17 protein-coding genes are annotated in these 19,462 nt (G+C 66.6%); 7 read left to right on the top strand and 10 right to left on the bottom strand.

Annotated elements, in window-relative coordinates; translation table 11 throughout:
* Positions 1-3: 3 nt before the first annotated feature.
* The 3 genes from BN972_RS20990 to BN972_RS20980 all read right to left on the bottom strand — a co-directional run bounded on the left by BN972_RS20990 (position 4) and on the right by BN972_RS20980 (position 2,669).
* Positions 4-495, bottom strand: coding sequence for a hypothetical protein (locus BN972_RS20990; RefSeq protein ID WP_036362095.1), 492 nt, complete (start codon positions 493-495; stop codon positions 4-6).
* 134 nt (positions 496-629) lie between these two features.
* Positions 630-2,339, bottom strand: a complete 1,710-nt coding sequence (locus BN972_RS20985) for an alpha/beta hydrolase (RefSeq protein ID WP_051545705.1) — start codon at positions 2,337-2,339, stop codon at positions 630-632.
* A 12-nt stretch (positions 2,340-2,351) separates the two neighbouring features.
* Positions 2,352-2,669: a hypothetical protein gene (locus BN972_RS20980; RefSeq protein ID WP_036362093.1), complete on the bottom strand. Its 318-nt coding sequence runs from the start codon at positions 2,667-2,669 to the stop codon at positions 2,352-2,354.
* A gap of 128 nt (positions 2,670-2,797) precedes the next feature.
* Here BN972_RS20980 and BN972_RS20975 point away from each other — a divergent pair, with 128 nt between their 5' ends.
* Both BN972_RS20975 and BN972_RS20970 read left to right on the top strand, forming a co-directional pair.
* The gene (locus BN972_RS20975; protein ID WP_036362090.1) at positions 2,798-3,139 is read left to right on the top strand and encodes an ArsR/SmtB family transcription factor; all 342 of its coding nucleotides are present in this window, start codon (positions 2,798-2,800) and stop codon (positions 3,137-3,139) included.
* A 3-nt stretch (positions 3,140-3,142) separates the two neighbouring features.
* Positions 3,143-3,628, top strand: a complete 486-nt coding sequence (locus BN972_RS20970) for an SRPBCC family protein (protein WP_036362087.1) — start codon at positions 3,143-3,145, stop codon at positions 3,626-3,628.
* Positions 3,629-3,630: 2 nt separating this feature from the next.
* Here the strand turns inward: BN972_RS20970 and BN972_RS20965 are convergent, their stop codons facing one another.
* The 3 genes from BN972_RS20965 to BN972_RS20955 all read right to left on the bottom strand — a co-directional run bounded on the left by BN972_RS20965 (position 3,631) and on the right by BN972_RS20955 (position 7,521).
* Positions 3,631-4,563, bottom strand: coding sequence for a TauD/TfdA dioxygenase family protein (locus BN972_RS20965; protein WP_036362084.1), 933 nt, complete (start codon positions 4,561-4,563; stop codon positions 3,631-3,633).
* Between the two features lie 119 nt (positions 4,564-4,682).
* Positions 4,683-6,350, bottom strand: coding sequence for a catalase (locus tag BN972_RS20960; protein WP_036362081.1), 1,668 nt, complete (start codon positions 6,348-6,350; stop codon positions 4,683-4,685).
* A 67-nt stretch (positions 6,351-6,417) separates the two neighbouring features.
* A complete protein-coding gene (locus BN972_RS20955; RefSeq protein ID WP_080697048.1) occupies positions 6,418-7,521 on the bottom strand; it encodes a glycosyltransferase in 1,104 nt (367 codons plus the stop codon).
* Between the two features lie 195 nt (positions 7,522-7,716).
* Here BN972_RS20955 and BN972_RS20950 point away from each other — a divergent pair, with 195 nt between their 5' ends.
* Entirely contained in the window at positions 7,717-9,573 is a 1,857-nt protein-coding gene (locus tag BN972_RS20950; protein ID WP_235192539.1) for an FAD-binding oxidoreductase, read from the top strand.
* Here BN972_RS20950 and BN972_RS20945 read toward each other — a convergent pair.
* Genes BN972_RS20945 through mdlC form a run of 3 tightly spaced genes read right to left on the bottom strand, consistent with a single transcriptional unit; the run spans position 9,551 to position 12,567 of the window.
* The gene (locus BN972_RS20945) at positions 9,551-10,537 is read right to left on the bottom strand and encodes a quinone oxidoreductase family protein (RefSeq protein ID WP_036362072.1); all 987 of its coding nucleotides are present in this window, start codon (positions 10,535-10,537) and stop codon (positions 9,551-9,553) included. The genes BN972_RS20950 and BN972_RS20945 overlap by 23 nt on opposite strands.
* Positions 10,538-10,547: 10 nt before the next feature.
* Entirely contained in the window at positions 10,548-10,943 is a 396-nt protein-coding gene (locus tag BN972_RS20940) for a tautomerase family protein (protein ID WP_036362069.1), read from the bottom strand.
* Positions 10,944-10,953: 10 nt separating this feature from the next.
* Positions 10,954-12,567, bottom strand: a complete 1,614-nt coding sequence (gene mdlC / locus BN972_RS20935; RefSeq protein WP_036362066.1) for a benzoylformate decarboxylase — start codon at positions 12,565-12,567, stop codon at positions 10,954-10,956.
* Between the two features lie 150 nt (positions 12,568-12,717).
* Between mdlC and BN972_RS20930 the strand changes: the two genes are divergently transcribed.
* Positions 12,718-15,456 (top strand): helix-turn-helix transcriptional regulator, encoded by a 2,739-nt coding sequence (locus tag BN972_RS20930; RefSeq protein ID WP_036362063.1) that lies wholly within the window; start codon positions 12,718-12,720, stop codon positions 15,454-15,456.
* Between the two features lie 12 nt (positions 15,457-15,468).
* On the opposite strand, the gene BN972_RS20925 is transcribed toward BN972_RS20930, so the two are convergent.
* The gene (locus BN972_RS20925) at positions 15,469-16,476 is read right to left on the bottom strand and encodes an NAD-dependent epimerase/dehydratase family protein (RefSeq protein WP_036362060.1); all 1,008 of its coding nucleotides are present in this window, start codon (positions 16,474-16,476) and stop codon (positions 15,469-15,471) included.
* Positions 16,477-16,610: 134 nt separating this feature from the next.
* On the opposite strand from BN972_RS20925, the gene BN972_RS20920 reads away from it, so the two are divergent.
* From BN972_RS20920 to BN972_RS20910, 3 genes are all read left to right on the top strand, one after another.
* Positions 16,611-18,134, top strand: a complete 1,524-nt coding sequence (locus BN972_RS20920; protein WP_036362057.1) for a PucR family transcriptional regulator — start codon at positions 16,611-16,613, stop codon at positions 18,132-18,134.
* A 134-nt stretch (positions 18,135-18,268) separates the two neighbouring features.
* Entirely contained in the window at positions 18,269-18,895 is a 627-nt protein-coding gene (locus tag BN972_RS20915) for an Rv1733c family protein (protein ID WP_142277126.1), read from the top strand.
* Positions 18,896-19,002: 107 nt separating this feature from the next.
* Positions 19,003-19,461, top strand: a complete 459-nt coding sequence (locus BN972_RS20910) for a GreA/GreB family elongation factor (RefSeq protein WP_036363584.1) — start codon at positions 19,003-19,005, stop codon at positions 19,459-19,461.
* Position 19,462 lies beyond the last annotated feature (1 nt).

The following is a 19,462-nucleotide window of genomic DNA, read 5'->3' as shown; positions in this document are numbered from 1 at the left end:
GGTCTATTCCGCGGCCAGGATGGCCGGAAATGGGGTACGGTCGCGAGGCGTTTCGGCCGGGAAGCAAGGGGACGTAGCTTTGAGGCTCGGCGGTTCACCGGGCCGCGCCCTGGCTTCGATCTGCAGGCTGTACCCGTCGGGGGCATAGCCGAATCGGTTGGGTTTGTAGAAGCCGTCTCGTTCATAGACGTACCAGCCCCAGCGTTTCCAGATGTCACCGGCGCTGGCAACGAGGGAGCTGGTGTCGGTGCCGGGCGGCGGCTTGAGGTCCCCGATTGTGGTGAATTCCTCGGGCGGGTTCGCGGAAGTGTCGTCTTTGCACGGGACGCTGTTCGTGCCGCCGCTGTAGCGGGTCGCGTCCAAGGTGGTTCCGGGGGGAAGCTCCTGCAAAGTCCTTCGCAGGTAACCGATTACCGTGTCCTGCGCCTGCTGCTGGGTGGCCGGGACGGCGGGTTGCAGCTTCCAGCCCGGCGGCGGTGGGGGTGTGGATGTCATCGGTGGTCCTCCAAGGGGGGTAGCTCCGGACGGCGTTGGCGGGCCAAGCGGGGCGTGGTGCCCACACCCGCCCACGAGCAACGCCGCGGTGATTGCGCCGGCGCCGACTTTCGTTGTGACTCGGCGGTTTCGGCTCATCGTCCCGGCTCCACTCCGTTGGGGCCGATCACCTGTGGCGGTGGTACACCGGCGATGACGGCGCCCATGTTGGCCAGCGCGGGATTTCCGGCGTTCCAGTAGCTGCTGTGCGCCTCGACATTGGGAAGAAGTCCGAATGGGCCGAAACCGGGCCCCGGATCCGCCAACAGAGCAGTTGCCCCGAAATCGGATCCCTTGGGGTCGGGGCCCAGGGTCAATCCGGTGACGAGATCGATCGGGTCGTTCCAGGCCCGGATGGCGAACACCCTCGCTCCGGGGTCCAGGCTCAGGTCGCTGGCGTGGTCGACCAGCATCCCGGGGCTGCCCACGGCGATGACGTTGTTGGCGTCCAGGTGGTGCCCGCCGGATGCGGCCGCACCGACTTGAGTTGAGCCATAACTGTGTCCGACCACGGTGTCGATCGACGGTGTGCCGACGTGGGACGCGCGCTGCCCGCTTTGGAATGATTCCAGGGCCCCTGCACCGGCGCGGGCCGGGTCGGGCCAGGCCGCCTCAGTGAGGTCCATCGGTCGGTCGTAGCCCATCCAGGTCGTCACTGCCACGTCACCGGGACCCAGGGTCGTAGTCGCCTGCATCGCGGCGTTATACATGGCCAGCGACTTCTTGTCGCTGCCGTTGAAGGTCGCCATGTCCTGTCCGGTTCCCGGCACCAGGATGGCGTTGCGGGACGCCTTGTCAGGGTTGCCGATCGCCACCGCGGCATGTCCGTTCTCGTCGATGATGCCGAGATAGCGCTTCGGGCCGTCGGTACTGTTCAGCGTGCTCTGCACCGCCCGGTAGCCGTCGAGATCGTGCCGGGCTGCCAGCAATTGCGGCGCCAGCACCGCCAGTTGGTCGGCGGTTGTCGCGCTGTGGTCGCCCATATACTGTTGCGCGGCAAGCGCATTCAACCGCTCCTGCAGGCGATCGACCGTTGCCGCAGTGTGCTGTTCGAGCTCCGCGAGGTGCTGGCGGTTGTAGTGGTCCCTACCCAGGTGATCATCGGGATCCCAGGGCATCCCGGGGTGATTGCCGAGGTTGTGGTCTTGGCTGTAGAGCCAGTCCTTCTCATCCGGGGTCAGCTGCTGCCAGAGGTCGTGGAACGCCTTCGGGTCCTCCGGTAGCGGCTTGGACAGCGCGTCTTGGATATGCGGTCGCGGGTCGTGCGGAGGATGTCCGGCGGCGACCGGATTGAAGTTGGCCGCCAATGCTTTTCGGTCGCTGTCCAGCTGCCGCGCCACCGCCGATTCGGACTCCCACCACTTGTTCGCGGCGGCCCTGATGTCCCTCTCGAAATTGTCGCGGTCCTGGGTACGTTTGGGATCCGGCGCGCCGTTTGCCTGTTTCCTGGTGTCGGTGACCGACAGGTCGTCATTGACGCGAAACTGGTTGGCCTCCGCATCGGCGATCTTGGCTCGCGCCTCGTTGAGCCTGGGGATCACCGAGCTGTGGATGTCATTTGCGGCTCTGTCACCCATCGCGTCAATGGCGTCGCGCAACCGGTCAATCGCCGCGTAATCCTTGGCGGCCATGGCGACCGCCGCGTCTCTGGTGGCCCCCGACCATGGCTGGCCGCCCGGGAAGGTCACCAGCTGCCGGTAGGAGTCGGCGTGGCCGGCCATCTCTTTCGCCGACTTCTTCCAGGCGTCGACCATGTCGAGTACCGCCTGCGGACTGGCGGCGTCGATCTGTTTGCGGGTGACCATCCGGGCGCTTCCTCAGCTCCCGGGCGCCAGGGTGCCAGCGCTCTCGATCACCGTGATCAGGTCGCCGTCGGTGCGCGCAAATGCGTTGCGAGCCTGCTCAATCAGATCCCCCACCTTCGTGAACCTGTCGGCAACCACGGTCTGCAATCCGGGAATCGTGTCATAGCTCACCTCGCGGGCCGCGACCAGCGAGGGCGAGTCCGCGTCGGCATCCGGGACAGCACCGGCAGACGGACGGTGCGCGACCATCCGGAGCACTTCACCCAGGGTCCGCAACTCCGGGCGCAAGCGTCCCAGCGCCTCCAGTTCCAGCTCCAACTGCGTGGTCATCCGCTGAACCCCCCTTGGTTTCCGGGACTGAACGAACCCTAACAGCGGGTTCGGCGAAATTGGCGCGCCGATTTCAGGCCGGTCTTAGGGCTTGACAACATACAACCAATTGGTTGTATGTTGGGCCGGTGATTGTGGATGCCGAGGACCGGGCGGATGCCTTGTTCCAGGCGCTTGCCGATCGGACCCGGCGTGACATCATGCGCCGGGTCTTGACCGGTGAGCATTCGGTTTCCGCGCTCGCGATGAATTACGAGATGAGTTTTGCCGCGGTACAGAAGCACGTCACGGTCCTGGAAAGGGCCGGCCTGCTGACCAAGCGTCGCAGCGGTCGCGAACAGTTGGCCAGCGGCGACGTCGCGGCGGTGCGGTCGGTGGCATCCATGCTCACAGAGCTGGAACACCTTTGGCGTGATCGGGTTGCGCGCATCGACGAACTCATCGCATCCGATGCAAACAGGGAGGACTGAACCATGCCCGTGACCGACGTCCAACACGACCTCGAGAACCTGACCTTGACCATCATCGCCGACTTCGCCGCGCCGGTGCAGCGTGTCTGGCAGGTCTACGCCGATCCGCGGCAGTTGGAGAAGGTCTGGGGGCCACCGTCTCATCCGGCGACCGTCGTCGACCATGACCTGCGACCAGGCGGCCGCATGACGTATTTCATGACTGGTCCAGAGGGGGAGAAGTACGCCGGGTACTGGAATATCACCGACGTCGACGAGCCGAGAAGCTTCTCGTTCGACGACGGCTTCGCCGATGAGGACTTCAACCCCAACCCGGACTTGCCCGTCTCGACGAACGTTTACACCTTTGCCGAGCACGACGGCGGGACCCGCGCGACCTTCGTCAGCACCTTCTCCTCCGCCGAGGCGCTCCAGCAGGTGCTGGACATGGGCGTCATCGAAGGAGCAACGTCGGCGATCAACCAGATCGACGACCTGATTGCCGCCTGACCTTAAGCCACAAGCGGTTTCGGGTCGTCGATCACCGAATAGTCGCTGGCGTCGCCCTGGATCGCCTGGCTGCGTTCACCGCGGACGCTCACCGGGACGTCGCCGGCGAGAGTAATTCGGTGCACCCGGCGGGGTTGGTCGCCGAAGTCCGAGACGGCGTAGTGCTGGGTGGCGCGGTTGTCCCACATCGCGACGTCGCCGAGTTCCCAGTTCCACCGGATCGTGTTCTCCAGCCAAGTGATGCGGTCCTGGAAGATGCGGTATAAGGCCTGCGACTCGGCGCCGTTGAGGCCCACGATCGACTTCGCGAAAGAGCCGAGCAGCAACGCTTTTTCGCCGGTCTCCGGATGCACTCGCACCACCGGATGCAGCGTTTCGAAATGAGTCGACTGGAATTCGGCCGCATATTTCAGCATCGCTTCCGGGTTCGCCTGGGCTGCAGCCAGCTTGACGGGATCGATCTGGGCGTAGTCGAACGTGTTGTTGTGCACGGCCCACAGGTTTTCGGCGAGTTCCTGCAACGGTTGCGGCAGCTGCTGAAACGCGGCGACGGTGGAGGCCCACGTGGTGGTGCCCCCGTAGGAGGGCAATTCGACGGCGCGCAGGATCGAGGCCTTCGGTGGGCGGTCGACGAAGGTGACATCCGTGTGCCACTGATTGGCGCCGCTGCCCCCGACGGCCTCCAATCGCATGACCTTGCTGCCCTCGAACTTCAGCGTCGGATGCGGAGTCGTTGGTACGCCCAGGCTTTCGGCGAACGCGTAGTGCGAGTCGTCGTCCAGGTGATGTTGGCCGCGGAAGAAGATCACCTTGTGCGTGAGCAGAGCCTGGTTCACCGCCGCGGCGGTCCCGGCGTCGAGCTTCCCGAGCCGCACGCCATCGACGCGGGCGCCGATGTTCTCGCCCAGCTTCACCACACGAAGATCGCTACTCATTTGTCCGCGCCTTTCGAAGTATCCCCGCGTGTAGTCGCCTGTATACACACGGCTCACCGCAACGGTAGGCACGCGGCGCCGCCATCGCAACGCTTGTGATCAGGCTGGACGAAAACGGCTCAACCGGTTCTGCTGGCCACCGACACGTGCTCGTTGGGTACGCAGTGCGTCATCGTCAGTCCTTCGACGTCGCGAGGTCCGTTCTTGCCGAGGTTGGCGCGGCGATGTTCGTCGGCATCAGTCAGCGTCTGCGATTTCAGCGGTTCCAGGTGCCGGACATCGTCGGGCGTGATGCTTAGACCCTCGCCAACCCGGATCCCCAGTTCGTCGTCGCACATCAGGAAGTGCCACACCATGCGCTCCTGGACCTCGCGCACCGCCTCGGAGATGCCATTGACCAGGTTGAGCACCAAGTCGTCCTTCTCCCACTGCTCCATCAACTGGTAGCGCTGTCCGGCCTGGGTGTAGTCGTCAGTGCGCGCTATGCGCTTCTTCGTCAACCGGCCACGGATCTCGGGACCGACCTCGTCCGGGCGCTGGCTGGTGGCCTCCCGCAGGCCGCCAGTGATGGACGGCTCGTAGTTGACGTGCGGGTTGGCGCCGTTGTTGTCGACGCGGTACTGCATCTGCCCGCCCTGCTGGTTGGTGGACACCTTCGCGTTCTTCGCCTGGTTCACCGGAAGTTGCAGGTAATTCGGCCCCACCCGGTAGCGCTGGGTATCGGAGTAGGAAAAGGTCCGGCCGACCAGCATCTTGTCGTCGGAGAACTCGAGACCGTCGACCAGCACGCCGGTGCCGAAGGCGCTCTGTTCGTTCTCGTTGAAGAAGTCCGACACGTTGCGGTTGAGCACCATGGTGCCGACCAGTTTTGGCGGGAACTCGTTCTCCGGCCAGGTCTTGGTGTCGTCGAGCGGGTCGAAGTCGAGTTCGGGGTGGTCGTCGTCGGTCATCAGCTGCACCAGCAGCTGCCACTCCGGATAGTCACCGGACTCGATGGCCTCGTAGAGGTCTCTACTGGCGTGGCCGAGGTCTTCGGCCTGGATCGCCGCGGCATCCGCCTCGGTGAGGCTCTTTACTCCGATCTTCGGCATCCAGTGGTACTTGACCAAGTGACTCTCACCCTCGGCGTTGACCCACCGATAAGTGTTGACGCCAAAGCCCTGCATGGTGCGGTAGTTCGCCGGGATGCCGCGCGGGGAGAACAGGTTGACCAGCATGTGCATCGACTCCGGCGTCTGCGACATGAAGTCGAAAATGCGGGCGGGCTCCTGCCGGAAGGTGACCGGATCCGGCTTGAGCGCGTGGATCACATCGGGAAACTTCACCGCATCGCGGATGAAGAAGACGCCGAGGTTGTTGCCCACGAGATCCCAGTTGCCGTCCTCGGTATAGAACTTGACGGCGAACCCGCGCGGGTCTCGCGCTGCCTCCGAGGAGTCTCGGCCGCCGATCACCGTCGAGAAGCGAATGGCCAGGTCGGTGCGTTTGCCGGCTTCGGAGAAGACCTTGGCTCTGGTGTACTTCGCGATCGACTCGTCGCCCCACTTCCCGGTGGCCTCGAAGTAGCCGTAGGCGACGAAGCCGCGGGCGTGCACGACGCGCTCCGGGATGCGTTCCCGGTCGAAATGGCTGATCTTCTCCAGGAAGTGGTAATTCTCCAGGGTCGCCGGCCCGCGGGCACCGATGGTGCGTTGATTCTGGTTGTCGTAGATCGGGTGACCTTGGCGGTCGGTGAGGATGTCACGGGTGTCGTCGGGATCGGGTGGTATTGCGGACACATCGGTCATTAAGGCTCCTGGGCTTGTTCGCTACATCAGCTGATCGGTCGCGTACCCGTCCGCGCCGCGCCGAAACTCACGCGGTCCGGGGGCGGCTGCGCGCCTCGGACTTGGCCAGCAGACTGCGATACAGCGCAACGTATTTGGCGACCATCGCGGAGACGTCGTGTCGGGCGACCGCAATGCGACGGACCTGGGTGCGCGATAGCTCGGTGACGACTGGAATGCCGCGCGCCATGGCGGCCACGTCCCCGGGCGGCACCAGGCGGCCGCACCGTTCATCGACAAGTTCTGGGATGCCGCCACGAGCGAACGCCACCACCGGCGTCCCGCAGGCCATCGCTTCTGCCACGACCAGGCCGTAGGGCTCGTCCCACAGCGGGGTCACCAGCGCGGCGGCGGCTCCGCCCACCAGCGCGGCCAGGCGGTGCTGGTCGAGATGGCCCGCATACCGCACCCGGGCGCCCAGCTGCGGCCCGATCCTGCGGCGGAAGAACTCGTCATCGACGACTGGCCCGGCCAGCACAAGGGGGTGCCCGGAGTGCTGGGCCGCTTCGATCGCCAGATGTGGCCCTTTCTCGCCGACGATACGACCGGACCACACGACGTAGCGCCCACCCGGCCCTGCAGGCCACCGCGCGACGTCGATGCCGTTGGGGACGACGGCCGTATCGATGCCGGTGTGCGCCCAGACGGCGGCTGCCTGCCGGCTGACCGCCGCGAAGGTGAGGCCGCGTCGGCGAACCGCGCCGACCGCAGCTTCCAATACCGGGAACGGCGGTGTGTGCAGGGTCGTCAGCATCGGCGTCCCGAGCCGTGGCGCCATCAGGATCGGGACGTAGTGCAGGCTGTGGTTGTGGATCACGTCGTAGTCGGCGGCGCCGCCCTCGGCCAGCCACGTCATCAGCGCGACGAATGCTTTGTGGTCGGAATCCTTGACCGCGCCCGGCAGCGGGAACGGTCCGGAGGCCGCTGAACTGCGCTGCAGCGTATCGATCGCCAATCCCGGATGGGCCGGCCCCAGATCGGAGTCCGCCGCGGCGAACAGTGTGACCTGGTGACCCTCGCGCACCAACGCGCGGGCCAGGTGTCCTACGTGCGCCTCGAGTCCACCGGCATAGGGCTCCCGGATCGGGTGATGATTGTGCGCGATCACCGCGATGCGTTGGGGCGAGCGCACACGTACTCCCTTCGGCCGGATTGAGTCTGTGTGCAGATACCCGCGTCGCCGGTGCCCTAACACGGAACGGTACGTAGGCCACACGCTCGACGAATCGATGGCCCCGGGGACTCGCCAACCCCGGGGATTTTCACGGGCTCACCGCACGGCCGAAGGTGCGAATGTTGAGCCGAATCAACACGATCGAGGATGACCATGGACAGCAGTGTGATCAGCCAATTCGCCGCGGCGTTGTCTGGCCCTGACGCAATAGTTTCCGACGCCGGTGAGCTGGCTGCACGGGGCCGCGACTACTGGGGGTTCGGCGGGTTGCCCGGGGTTTCCGTCCGGCCGGTTTCCCGCACCGAGGTGATCTCGGTGCTGCGCATTGCGGCCGCACACCACATTCCGGTGGTCACCCGCGGCGGTGCGTCGAACTGCAGCGCCGGCATGATGGCCGCACCCGATCGGGTAATGCTGGACATGTCTGCGATGAACCGCGTGCTCGCGATCGATCCCGAGGCGCGTACCGCTCGCGTCGAGGCGGGTGTCATCAACGCCGACCTGCAGAAGCGGCTGATCGGCTACGGCCTGTGCTTCTCCCCTGACCCGGTCTCGGCGCCGCTGTCCACCATAGGTGGCAACATCATCGAAAATGCCGGGGGGCCACACGCATTGAAGTACGGCGTTACTTACAACCATATCCACGAAATCGAGGTGGTGCTGGCCGACGGCACCCTGGTGAACCTGTCCGCCGACGATGACGGGCCGGACCTGCTCGGAGTGATCATCGGTTCGGAGGGCACCCTCGGCATTGTCACCGAGGCAACCGTGGCGTTGCGGCCCATCGCACCGGTGACTCACAGCTTGATGGGCAGCTTCGCCTCAGCCCACGACGCCGCCGATGCTGTCGCGGACATCATCCGGACTGGCACGGTGCCCGCTGCGCTCGAGTGGCTGGACCGTGCCGGAATTGCGGGGTTGCAGGCGTTCACCGACACCGGCTACCCCACGGATGTGGATGCGATCGTGCTGGTCGACGTGGACGGCACCGTCGAGGAAGTTGAGCGTGACGCTTCGACAGTGGAAAAGGTACTGCGCCGCAACGCCATTGAGGTTCGGGTTGCCACCGATGACGAGGCTCGCGAAAGGCTCTGGTACGGCAGGCTGCACGCGCCGGACGCGGTGGTACGCAGCGGCCACGACTACTTCATCGGGGACGTCACCGTGCCGCGTAACCGGATTCCCGAGATGCAGGAAGCCATCCAGCGCGCCGCAGCGCGGCACACCGACGGACTGTTGTTCATCGCGGTGGCCGGGCATGCCGGTGACGGGGATCTGCACCCCATCTCCTTTTTCGACTCAACAAATCCCAAGGCGGCCGCGGCGCTGGAAGCCGCGAACAATGAAATCATCGACGCTGCACTGGAACTCGGCGGAACGTTGACAGGTGAGCACGGTGTCGGCACCGAGAAGCGCCAGTTCATGACCAAGCGTTTCAGCCCGGTGGAGATCGCCACGCAGCGCGCCGTCAAGCGCGTCTTCGACCCCACCGGCTTACTCAATCCGGGCGTGCTGCTGCCCGACTTGTCGCCAGACGAGCCCGCGCTCGCCTCGTTCGAGGCAACCGTTCGCGCCGCACTAGCGGGCCACCGGCGCCAAGATTCGGTGAAGAATGAGCCGGCGGCCGCGGCAGCCTTTGGCGATACCCAGATCGATCTCAACGCCGCGAATCTGAGCCTGACGGTCGGTGCCGGCGTGCGGCTCGATGAGCTGGCCGCCCATTTGACTGAGCAGCACATGACTTGTGCCGCACTACCCACTGTCCCGGACGGGCGCAGTGTAGGAGCGCTGATAGCCAATGCCGCTGGTACCGAGCGGCGCGCGGTGCGCAACAATCTGCTCGGCCTTCGGGTCGTCCTCGCAGACGGTGGCGCACCGGCCCGGTTCGGCGGCGAGACCATGAAAGATGTCGCGGGTTACGACCTCAAGCGGCTCTTCATCGGCGCGGTTGGGGCATTTGGCGAGATTGTGTCGGCCACGTTCAAGGTCAATTGCCTGCCGGCGGTATGAGCAAGGACGAGCCGTGTGTCCGCCGGGACTCCAGGTCGCGGTGCGCTCGGGCGGCCTCGGTCAGCGGATAACGTTCACCGATGGTGACATCGACCGTGCCGTCGTTGATCGCTCGGAAGAGTTCGGTTGCGCGCCAGGCGAACTCGTCGTAGGTCCGGTTGAAATGGCTGCGCAGCGGGCGAGTCAGGTACACCGAACCGGCGGTGCGCAGCCGCTGCGAATCGACCGGCGGCACCGGTCCGCCGGCGGCGCCGAACAGGACGAGCGTGCCGCGAACGGCCAGGCTGGCCAGGCTGGCGTCGAAGGTGGTCCGGCCAACTCCGTCGTACACCGCCGAGACACCGCGACCGCCGGTCAGTTGGCGAACAATGGACCCGAATTCGACCGGATCGGTTGGATAGGCGAGCACGTACGTCGCTCCGGATCGGCGCGAGAGGTCCGCCTTGGCCGACGTGGATGTCGTCGTGATCACCCGTGCGCCGAGGCTGACGGCCCATTGGGTGAGGATCAGGCCGACACCGCCGGCGCCCGCGTGCACCAAGATGACGTCACCCGGTTTGACCGGATAGACAGAGTTGACCAAGAAGTGTGCCGTCAGTCCTTTCAACAGGGCGGCGGCCGCGTTGTCGCTGCCGATGTCGGCGGGCACGTGAGCTACCAAAGCCGCTGGCGCGGTGCAGTATTCGGCGTAGGCACCCACGGCGTCGGCGCTCGCGACCCGATCGCCCTGCTGAACCGTCGACACGTTCGCGCCGACACTCACGACGGTACCGCACACCTCACTACCCGGAATGAAGGGCAGCGCGCGGGGGTACCTGCCGGATCGGAAATGGGTGTCCATGAAGTTGACCCCGATCGCCTCCGCCTTGATCACCACGCCGTTGGCAGCGGCTGTCGGCTTCCGGGCTTCGGTGTAGGTGAGGACCTCCGGTGCGCCGGTTCGGCTCACCGCCACCGCGTACATGGCGGCTCTGTCAGTGGCCTGCCAGCCACGCCTGTTCTTCCCCCGGGTTGGGCAGTACCCGCCCGCCCTCCATAGCGAAGTGGGCGGGGCTGTTCTGGATGATGACGAGAATGCGCGCCGACGGAATGCCGGTCACTCTGGTGGCAGCTTCGGCGACTTCGCTTAGGAGCCGGCTGGTTTCGTCGTCAGGGTGACCCGTGCGCACCCAGCCGCTGATGAGCAACGGCTGGGACTGCTGGGCATCGGTGTAGACCGCGTCCAGTGCAAGTTCGTGGAACACCACGTTGATGTAGGTGCTGGGAACGTGGTTGACGCGGGAGTGGATTCGGGTGATCTCCGCAGCCAGTTCCGCTTTGGTCTGCGCGTCGAGCGTCGAGGCGACGGTGGTGCAGGTGTAGATGGGCACTGATCGACCCTCAGCCCAGGAATGGAAGTTGAGGCACGGTGGGCACCACGATGACCGTCGGTCCGTCCGCGGCCAGCGCCGCGGAGAACTCACTGGCCAACGCATCGGTACTGTCGACGGTCACCGCCCGGCAGCCGAATCCCTTTGCCAAATACTCGATGTCGAGACCGGGTAGGTCGAGGCCCGGTACGCCCGGTGTCTTCTCCAGGAGCGCGAAAGACTTGAGGATCGCGTACTCGCCGTTGCGCAGGACGACGTAGACGACGGGCAGCTTGTGTTGCGCGGCGGTCCAGATCGCCTGAATCGAATACTGGAAGGAGCCGTCGCCAATTGTGGCGACGATGGTGCGCTTGACGCCGCGGGCACGGTCCCCGAGCGCGACACCGACCGCGGCCGGTACGCCCCAACCGATTCCGCCGCTGCCGGTCGCGTAGAAACCCGCACTGCGCGTGGTGGGCAACCAAGTCTGCTGTTCGGCAATGGTCGACGTCGACTCCATTACCAGCGCCGAATCCTCGGGCTTGAGCGTGCTGAGCACCTCGTACACCGCGTTGGCGGTCATCGGCGCGGACGCCGGCACGTCGGATTTGCGTTGGTGCGTCAACGGCGGCGGTGCCTCCCGGCCGGCGGGTACCCGGACCGTCTCGGTCAGGTACCTCAAAGCCTGCCCGACGTCACCGACCAGACTGTCCCCGACGGGCGCCACCGCAGCGCGTTCCGGACTGGCGGTGATCTGTAGCAGTTCGGTGCCTTCGGGCAGATACTCGCCGGCCACGTAGGGGTAGTAGCGGAAAACCTCCGCGCCGACCACGACCACCAGGTCGTAGCCGTGCAGCACCTGCTCCACGCCGGCGATGGTCATCGGCAGCATGCCGGCATAGAGCGGATGGTTTTCGGGAAACGAGATGCGGTCGGGCAGTGAGCTGCCGTAGACGGGTGCCTTCAATTTCTCGGCGAAGGCGACCCCGGCATCCCAGGCGCCGGCGCGGTCCACCTCCGGTCCCAGCACGAGGGCCGGACGCTGGGCACCGCTGATGCGCTCGGCGAATCGGCGCAAGCGATCGGGGTCGGCGGTGGTCCGGTCGGCAACCGTGCGCACGACCGCTGGACCGAGCGCGGGCTTCTCCCAGTCGTCGAGGGGTATCGACAAGAAGACCGGGCCGGCTGGCGGCTGCAGCGCCGTCGCATAGGCGCGCATGAACGCACCCGGCACATCCTCGGCCCGGGCCGGTTCGTACGCCCACTTCACCCACGGTTGCGGCAGCACCGTTGCTTCTTTGTTGGCCAGATACGGGTCACACAACAACATCTCGCGTGTTTGCTGGCCGGCAGTGACAATGAGCGGGGTATTGGCGCGGTACGCGGCCACCAAACTACCGACGGCATTGCCGGTTCCCGCAGCCGTGTGCAAATTGACCAGCGCCGGCCGCCCGGTGGCTTGGGCGAACCCGTCGGCAATGGTCAGCACCGACGCCTCCTGCAGCGCCAGGACATAGGTGAAGTCGTCCGGGAAGTCCCTCAAGAAGGATTGCTCGGTCGATCCGGGATTCCCGAACACCGTCGTCAGACCGAGCTTGCGGAGCAGTTCGTAGGTGACTTCGTGAACGTTCTTTACGTCGGTCATCGGAGCACACGGCCTTTCTCGTCGAGTGCGGAAGCGGCGGCCGCTCGCCTTCCACGGCGTCGAGTCAAGCACCGGTGGCCAGTTGCCGACCCCGGGTAAACCCCCGGTCTCCGGCGCGCCCCGGGGCGGTTTCGGTGCGAATATGTTTGCGTGCGCGACAATATTCGTGGGTTGCTGGGCCGGCGGCAGGAGCAGCAGCTGCTGGCCGGTTTGCTGGGCGGCGCCCGCGAAGGTCACAGCGGCGTGCTCGTCGTGCGGGGTGAGCCTGGCATCGGCAAGACCGCACTGATCGAGCACCTGCTTGAGCAGGCCTCGGATTTCCGCGTCATCCGCAGTGCTGGAGCCGAGTCCGAGATGGAACTGGTTCATGCAGGGGTGCAACAGGTTTGCGCTCCACTACAGGAATTGCTGGGCCGGCTTCCCAAACCGCAGCGGCTTGCGCTGGAAGTCGCACTGGGAGTCAGCGAAAGCGACGGGGCACCGGATCGGCTGCTGGTCGGTTTGGCTCTGCTCACCCTGCTGGCGGAGGCGGGGGCCAGCCGACCGACGATCTGCGTCGTCGATGACGCGCATTGGGTCGACCGGGCTTCGCTGCAGGCGATCGGCTTCGCGGCGCGGCGGTTGCTGGCCGATCGCGTCGTCATGATTTTTGCCGCGCGGGCCCCGGTCGCCGAATTGGCCGACCTGCCGGAGATGGTCCTGGAAGGTCTGTCGGACAGCGACGCCCGGGCGCTGCTCGCAGCACTGCTGCCGGGCCGGATCTCTGATCGCATGCGCGACAGCATCGTCGCGGAATCGAGGGGTAACCCGCTGGCGTTGCTCGAGTTGCATCGGTCCCTTGACCCGACCGACCTCGCCGGCGGTTACGGCCTGGCGCACGGGAAATCGATTCCCGGGCGCATCGAGCACAGCTTCATCGAGCAGTTCAATGAGCTACCGGCACCCACGCGCACGCTGTGTCTGATCGCCGCTGCGGAACCAACCGGGCAACCGACCTGGTTGTGGTCGGCGGCGGCCCGGCTGGAAATCGGTGTCGAGGCCGCCGCGCCCGCCGAAACGGCCGGCCTGTTATCGATCGACGGCCGTATCCTGTTCCGTCACCCGCTGGTTCGCTCCGCGATCTATAGTCACGCACCGCTCTCGGAACGGCGGCGGGCACACGAAGCACTCGCCGCTGCAATCAGCGATGCTCCCGACCACCGGGCCTGGCACCGTGCGCATTCCACTGCGGCCCCTGACGAGGAGGTCGCCGCCGAACTGCTCGCCGTTGCCGAGCAGGCACGGGCGCGCGGCGGTATCGCGGCCGCCGCGGCGTTTCTGGCAGCGGCCGTCGACGCGACACCGGATCGTCAGCAGCGGGTACAGCTGGCATTGCAAGCCGCGCAGGCCAAGCTCGACGCGGGATCGCTCGACGCCGCAACACGGCTGTTGGACCTCGCGAGCGAAGTCTCCGACGACGAATCCGTCAGTGTCCGAGCTGATTTGATACGCGCGAAGCTGGCGTGGGCCGCTCGCCGGGGTCCCGATGCACCGCCGTTGTTGCTGGCCGCCGCCCAGCGGCTCACCGGGATCGACCCCGCGTTGGCGCGGGACACTTATCTCGAGGCGTTGATGGCCACCCTCATCGTGGGCCGCTTCTTCGACCCGGAGAATCCGGCGGGGCTCGTTGCCCGCGCCGCCAGCCGGGCCCTGGCCACCGGCCGGCGCGACACGGTCGACCTGTTGATGGAGGGGCTGATCGTCCGACTGACTGACGGCTACGTTGCGGCGGCACCGCTGCTGCGAACCGCGATCGCGGAATATGTACGGGAGACCCGATCGGGCACCTCGGATCCGCGCTGGCACGATGTCACCAACCGCATCTGTCTGGACTTGTTCGAGCAGGACGCCTATGACTTCCTCACCAGCCAGCAGGTGGAGATGCAGCGTGCCACAGGCGAATTGACGCTCATCGCGTCGTCCCTGTCAACCTACGCCGGGCTTTGTGTGACGCGGGGTGATTTCGCTGCCGCGGAGGCGGCGTTGCAGGAGGTGGAGATTTTGGCCACCGCAACCGGCACCCCGCCGCATCTCTCGATCGTGCCGTACCTGGCTGCCTACCGGGGCGAGGAGAAGCACTGTCTCGAATCTGCGAGGGTGATCATCGAGGGAGCCAGCGATCGCGGCGAGGGCACCGAAGTGTCGGTCACGCTCTATGCGACCGCCATCCTGCACAACGGTTTGTCGCAATACCCGAAAGCCTTGGCGGCGGCGCGGACCGGGCTCGAACACGACGATGTCGGCATGTCTTCGTATCTGCTCACCGAGGCGGTCGAGGCAGCCGCCTACTGCGCTGAAACGGACTTGGCCACGGAGCTTTTCGCCCAAATCGATGAACGCGCGCAGGCGAGCGGAGCCGAAACCGCGTTGGGCATCGCGGCGCGCTCGCGAGCACTTGTCGGTGCGAGCGCCGACCCGGGCGCGGACTATCGGGCAGCGGTGGAGCACCTGTCGCGCGCCCCGGTGGTCGTCTATCTGGCGCGCACCCACCTGGTCTACGGCGAGTGGTTGCGGCGGGTGAATCGCCGCGCCGATGCCAGGACTCAGCTGCGGCGCGCCTACGATTTGTTCGCTCAGATGGGCGCGGCCGGCTTCGCCGCTCGGGCGCGCCGCGAACTGCAGGCGACCGGTGAGGCGGTGCACAAGCCGGTGAAGGGCACCACGATCGGGCTCACCACGCAGGAACGGCAGATCACCCGACTGGCGCGGCAGGGGTGCACCAACTCCGAGATCGGCGCGCAGCTTTTCATCAGCCCGCGCACTGTGGAGTGGCATCTGGGCCGCATCTTCGCGAAGCTGGGCGTCAGCTCGCGGCGGGAATTGCGAAACCTGGCCTTGGAAATGGTTTGAGTAATGGCGTGACTAGGTCTCCGCGCCGCTCACCGTCTCACCGACGTGGTGCCGCGGAAACGACGAAATGATGGCCTCAACGGGGGACCGCCAGTTCATGCCGAAGTCGGCCAATGTGCGCGAATCATCGGTCGGTGTGGCCGCGATCAACAGCAGCGCGGCCTCGTAACTCAGCCCGTCACCGAGCGGCACGATCCCCGACAGCGCATCACCGACCCGGCTCAAAGCGCGGAATACCCGGTGATCTAGCGGGATACGGATGAAGCGACGGCCGGCTCCACGCTCGAGCGCGGTGATCATGTCGTCGAACGCGACGAGCTCCCCGCCACACACGTAGCGGCGCGGGCCACGTCCCGGATTCATCAGGGCGGCATGCACATCGGCCACATCCCGGACGTCGATCATCTGCATGCCGCCCCGCAACTTCGGCGCGATCCCGAGTCGCACTATCGGTGCCCAGCCGCGTTCGGTAACACCCGGTGCCGTGTGAAAGGCCGGTCCCACCACGCTCGAGGGATAGGTGATCACGACGGGCGCACCGTCGTCCTGCAGCTTGCGGGCCATTCGATCGGCATAGCCCTTGGTCTGCGCGTACGGGCTGCGACCCGGCGCTGTCGGGGTATCGGGGCCGATGATGCCGTCCGGCGGCGGGAACAAGGCGCTGTAGCTGCTCACCATCACGATCGGATCCAGACCCGTCCGCACTGCGTGCCCCAGCAGCGACTCCGTTGCGTAGGCGTTGACTTCCCACATCAGTGCCGCGCGACGGTTGTCAGTGCCGACGACGCCGGCGGCGTGCAGGACCGCGTCGCAGCCGTCCAGCAACGCCTCGATGGTGCGCTGCTGGCGGATGTCGCCCTGTTGCACCTCGACCTCGCCGAGTTCAGAAAGCTTGGGCACTACCGGAGCGTCCGCCGCCCCGGGTTCGATGAGTAGGCGGATGCGGTGGCCCTGGGCGAGCAGGGCTCGGACACAGTGAGCTCCCAGGTATCCGGTCCCACCGGTGACGCCGATCAGCATGGTTCTCCCTCGTGATGGCTCGTCCGGGCGACGGACCACCGCCCCCATATTACGATGCCAGTGGCATCGAAAACTAGAGGACACCGGCGGGCTTTGCTGATTACGCTGGCAGCAGTCCTGCTGGGGAGCGCCGCGTGATCACTTTGGACCGCCTGGTCAATGTGTTGGGTAGCTACGGGGTTCGGCTGCGCTCGGCGACGGTTCCGCGGTCGACCGAACTGGGCAGCGTGGTAATACACGAGGTTGCCCAGAACGGCCCCGTGCTGGGCGATGTCCTACTGGCCATCGATGCCGCGTCGTACCAGGAAGCGCTGCAGTGGGCGGTGTCGGCGCATGCCGTGGTGGTGTTGGTGCGCGCCAGCGCCATGCCCACGACCCCAGACGACGGCGCGCGGGTCGGCGCGGTGCTGCTGGTCGACGACGCGCTCTCCTGGAGCGAGCTGGCCGCGGTCGTCTACGGGCTGGTACTCGAGGGTCGCGAGACCGCCGCGGGCCGCGGTCCGACCGATCTGTTCGCACTCACCGACAGCTTGGCGGATGCCATCGGTAGTGCCGTGGTCATTCACGATCGCCTGATGCAGGTGCTGGCCTATTCACGGCTTCAGGAGCACGCCGACCCAGCGCGGGTGGAGACCATTCTGCTGCGGCAGACACCTGAGCGCCTGCGCAAGTTCTTCGAGGCCGACGGTGTGTTCGCCCACTTGGAGGGCTCCGATGACCCGCTGTTCGTCCCGCAGGACGCCGAGCACGGCCTGACCGGTCGGATGGTGGTGGCGGTGCGGTCGGGACGCGAGCTCATGGGCTCCGTGTGGGTGGCGTGTTCGGCGCCGCTGGACGGCGGGGCCCGAGCCGCGCTGGCCGACGGGGCGCACACCGTCGCCCTGCATCTGCTGCGGTCGCGGGCCAGTGCGGACCTCGAGCGCCAGGTCGAATCCGATCTGGTGATCCGGTTGTTGCAAGGCAGCCCCGACGCCGCCACGGTCATCACCAGACTGGGCCTGCCGTCGGGCCCGCTGCGGGTGATCGCGTTGCAGGCATCCATCGCCCGGGAGCGCGATGCGGCACTGCTGCTGGCATTCGAGCGCGCCACCGCCGGGTTCGGCTGGTCGCGACCCGGCCGCAGTGCCTTAGTCGCGAAAACGGTGTACACGCTGCTCCCCGGTGACGAGCCCGCGGCCGCGCGTCGCTGGGTCACCGGCTTGCGGGCCGCCTTGCCGGAAGGGGCGACAGTGGTGGCGGGCATCAGCGGAGCGGTCGACGTGTCCGACTTGCCGACCGCGCGCCAAGAGGCCGACGAGTGCTTGGCGCTGCATGAGGCGTCGCCGGCGGCCGCGACGCCGGTGTACGACGAATCGTGGGACGACATCCTGCTTCAGCGGTTGCGGACGGCGGCGCGGTCCGGTCGGTCCCCGGACCGCGGACCGGTGGCCGAGCTGCGGCGCCACGACACCGCGAACGGGACCGACTACGTGGCCACGCTGCGGGCCTGGCTGGAGGCCCAGGGCGATCCGGCGGAGGCCGGCGAGCGGCTGGGAGTGCACGAGAACACCGTGCGGTACCGGATGCGCAAGATGGCCGAGATCACCAATCTGGCGCTGGACGACGCCAAGAAACGGTTGGCCATGATGATCCAGCTTGCGGCCGGCGACATCGACTGATCGTCCTGTCGAAACGGGACAATGCCCGGGCTCGGGATTGTCCGGCTCCGTCAACGCGGGTGGCTGTCGGCCGCTTCACCATGGAGGTGTCGAAGAGAGAAGTACGCCCGACGCGCCTGCCCATAGGAGCTCCGATGCCTACCCCGCAACCCGATCAGCGACGGCGCGACCGCCAGCGCTCGGACGCGGGTGTCGGGATGGAGACTTTCACCCTGGGTCTGCCGCGGTGGCTTCGGGTGCTGTTCGGCCGCAATCCCTTGATCCGCAGAAGCGACCGAATCGAAGCGCTGGCTTTGGCGTTGTGCGTCGCGGTGACGCTGCTCGCCGCACCCTTTGCGGCCGCCGTCGGCACCGCGATTCACGATTCGCGCGCCCGCTCCTATGCCGAGCAGGCAGAGAGTCGTACTGCGGTCAACGCGACTGTCCTCGACCGCCCGGCTCGTAGCGACAGCACCTGGGTGCAGGCTCGGTGGTTCGCTGCCGGCACCGAGCACACCGGCGTGGTCCAGTCGGAATCGGCGCCCAAACCCGGTGAGGTGATCGACATCTGGGCGAATCCGGACGGCTCCTACGCCGGCCCGCCGCACATGTCCGCCGCGCGGGAGGCGGTGCTGGTGGCCATGGCGATCTGGTTGAACGCGGCCGTCGGCGCGGCGGCCCTCTTTGCGGCCACCCGGGCGGCGTGCAACCGGGCCCGCGACGCGGGCTGGCGGCCCGAGCTGGTGACCGGCGAGGGCAACGAGCAGCCCAGTCGGTTCTAACGAACTCTGCCCCCCGGACGGGGCCCTCCGAGTCGTCAGGGGCGGTTGCTGTCTTTCCGCCCGCCCCTGGCGACGACCACTTGGATAGGAAAGGACAGGCAGTGACGATTCATCGCAGTGCGCAGCGGGTGTGGATCTCGAAGCAGGCCTACGACCGGCTGCAGCGAGAGTTGGCGACGCTGCGTCGATCGTGTCTCGCCCCGAACGACGGCGGCGAGGACCGCGCCGACGACATACAACGCTGGCAGGCGCGGATCCAGGAAATCCACGATCTGCTGGTCGACGTCACCATCGGCCAGGACCCGCCGGATGACGGGATCGCCGAGCCGGGAATGGTCTTGACCATCCGCTACGACGACACCGGGGAAGTCGAGACTTTCCTGCTGGGTCTGCGCGGTGCCGAGCCCGGTGACCTTGAGGTCTACTCCGTCCAGTCCCCGTTGGGCGCCGCGCTGGAAGGGGCGCGTCCCGGCGAGCGGCGAACCTACGCCATGCCCAACGGTGCGCAGCTCACCGTCACACTGCTGCAAGCGGTCCCTTACGGGATCCACACGGGCGCAGCGTGAT

The organism is Mycobacterium asiaticum DSM 44297 (assembly GCF_000613245.1).
Lineage (GTDB): Bacteria > Actinomycetota > Actinomycetes > Mycobacteriales > Mycobacteriaceae > Mycobacterium > Mycobacterium asiaticum.
The sequence above is the reverse complement of the archived record's forward strand: the minus strand, read 5'-3'. Positions and strand labels throughout refer to the sequence as shown.

Coding starts and splice junctions, on each gene's coding strand:
- BN972_RS20925 (WP_036362060.1), bottom strand. CDS start 16,476: ATGCTGATCGGCGTCACCGGTGGGACCGGATACCTGGGAGCTCACTGT.
- BN972_RS20950 (WP_235192539.1), top strand. CDS start 7,717: ATGGACAGCAGTGTGATCAGCCAATTCGCCGCGGCGTTGTCTGGCCCT.
- BN972_RS20990 (WP_036362095.1), bottom strand. CDS start 495: ATGACATCCACACCCCCACCGCCGCCGGGCTGGAAGCTGCAACCCGCC.
- BN972_RS20970 (WP_036362087.1), top strand. CDS start 3,143: ATGCCCGTGACCGACGTCCAACACGACCTCGAGAACCTGACCTTGACC.
- BN972_RS20915 (WP_142277126.1), top strand. CDS start 18,269: ATGCCTACCCCGCAACCCGATCAGCGACGGCGCGACCGCCAGCGCTCG.
- BN972_RS20965 (WP_036362084.1), bottom strand. CDS start 4,563: ATGAGTAGCGATCTTCGTGTGGTGAAGCTGGGCGAGAACATCGGCGCC.
- mdlC (WP_036362066.1), bottom strand. CDS start 12,567: ATGACCGACGTAAAGAACGTTCACGAAGTCACCTACGAACTGCTCCGC.
- BN972_RS20960 (WP_036362081.1), bottom strand. CDS start 6,350: ATGACCGATGTGTCCGCAATACCACCCGATCCCGACGACACCCGTGAC.
- BN972_RS20985 (WP_051545705.1), bottom strand. CDS start 2,339: ATGGTCACCCGCAAACAGATCGACGCCGCCAGTCCGCAGGCGGTACTC.
- BN972_RS20945 (WP_036362072.1), bottom strand. CDS start 10,537: ATGTACGCGGTGGCGGTGAGCCGAACCGGCGCACCGGAGGTCCTCACC.
- BN972_RS20980 (WP_036362093.1), bottom strand. CDS start 2,669: ATGACCACGCAGTTGGAGCTGGAACTGGAGGCGCTGGGACGCTTGCGC.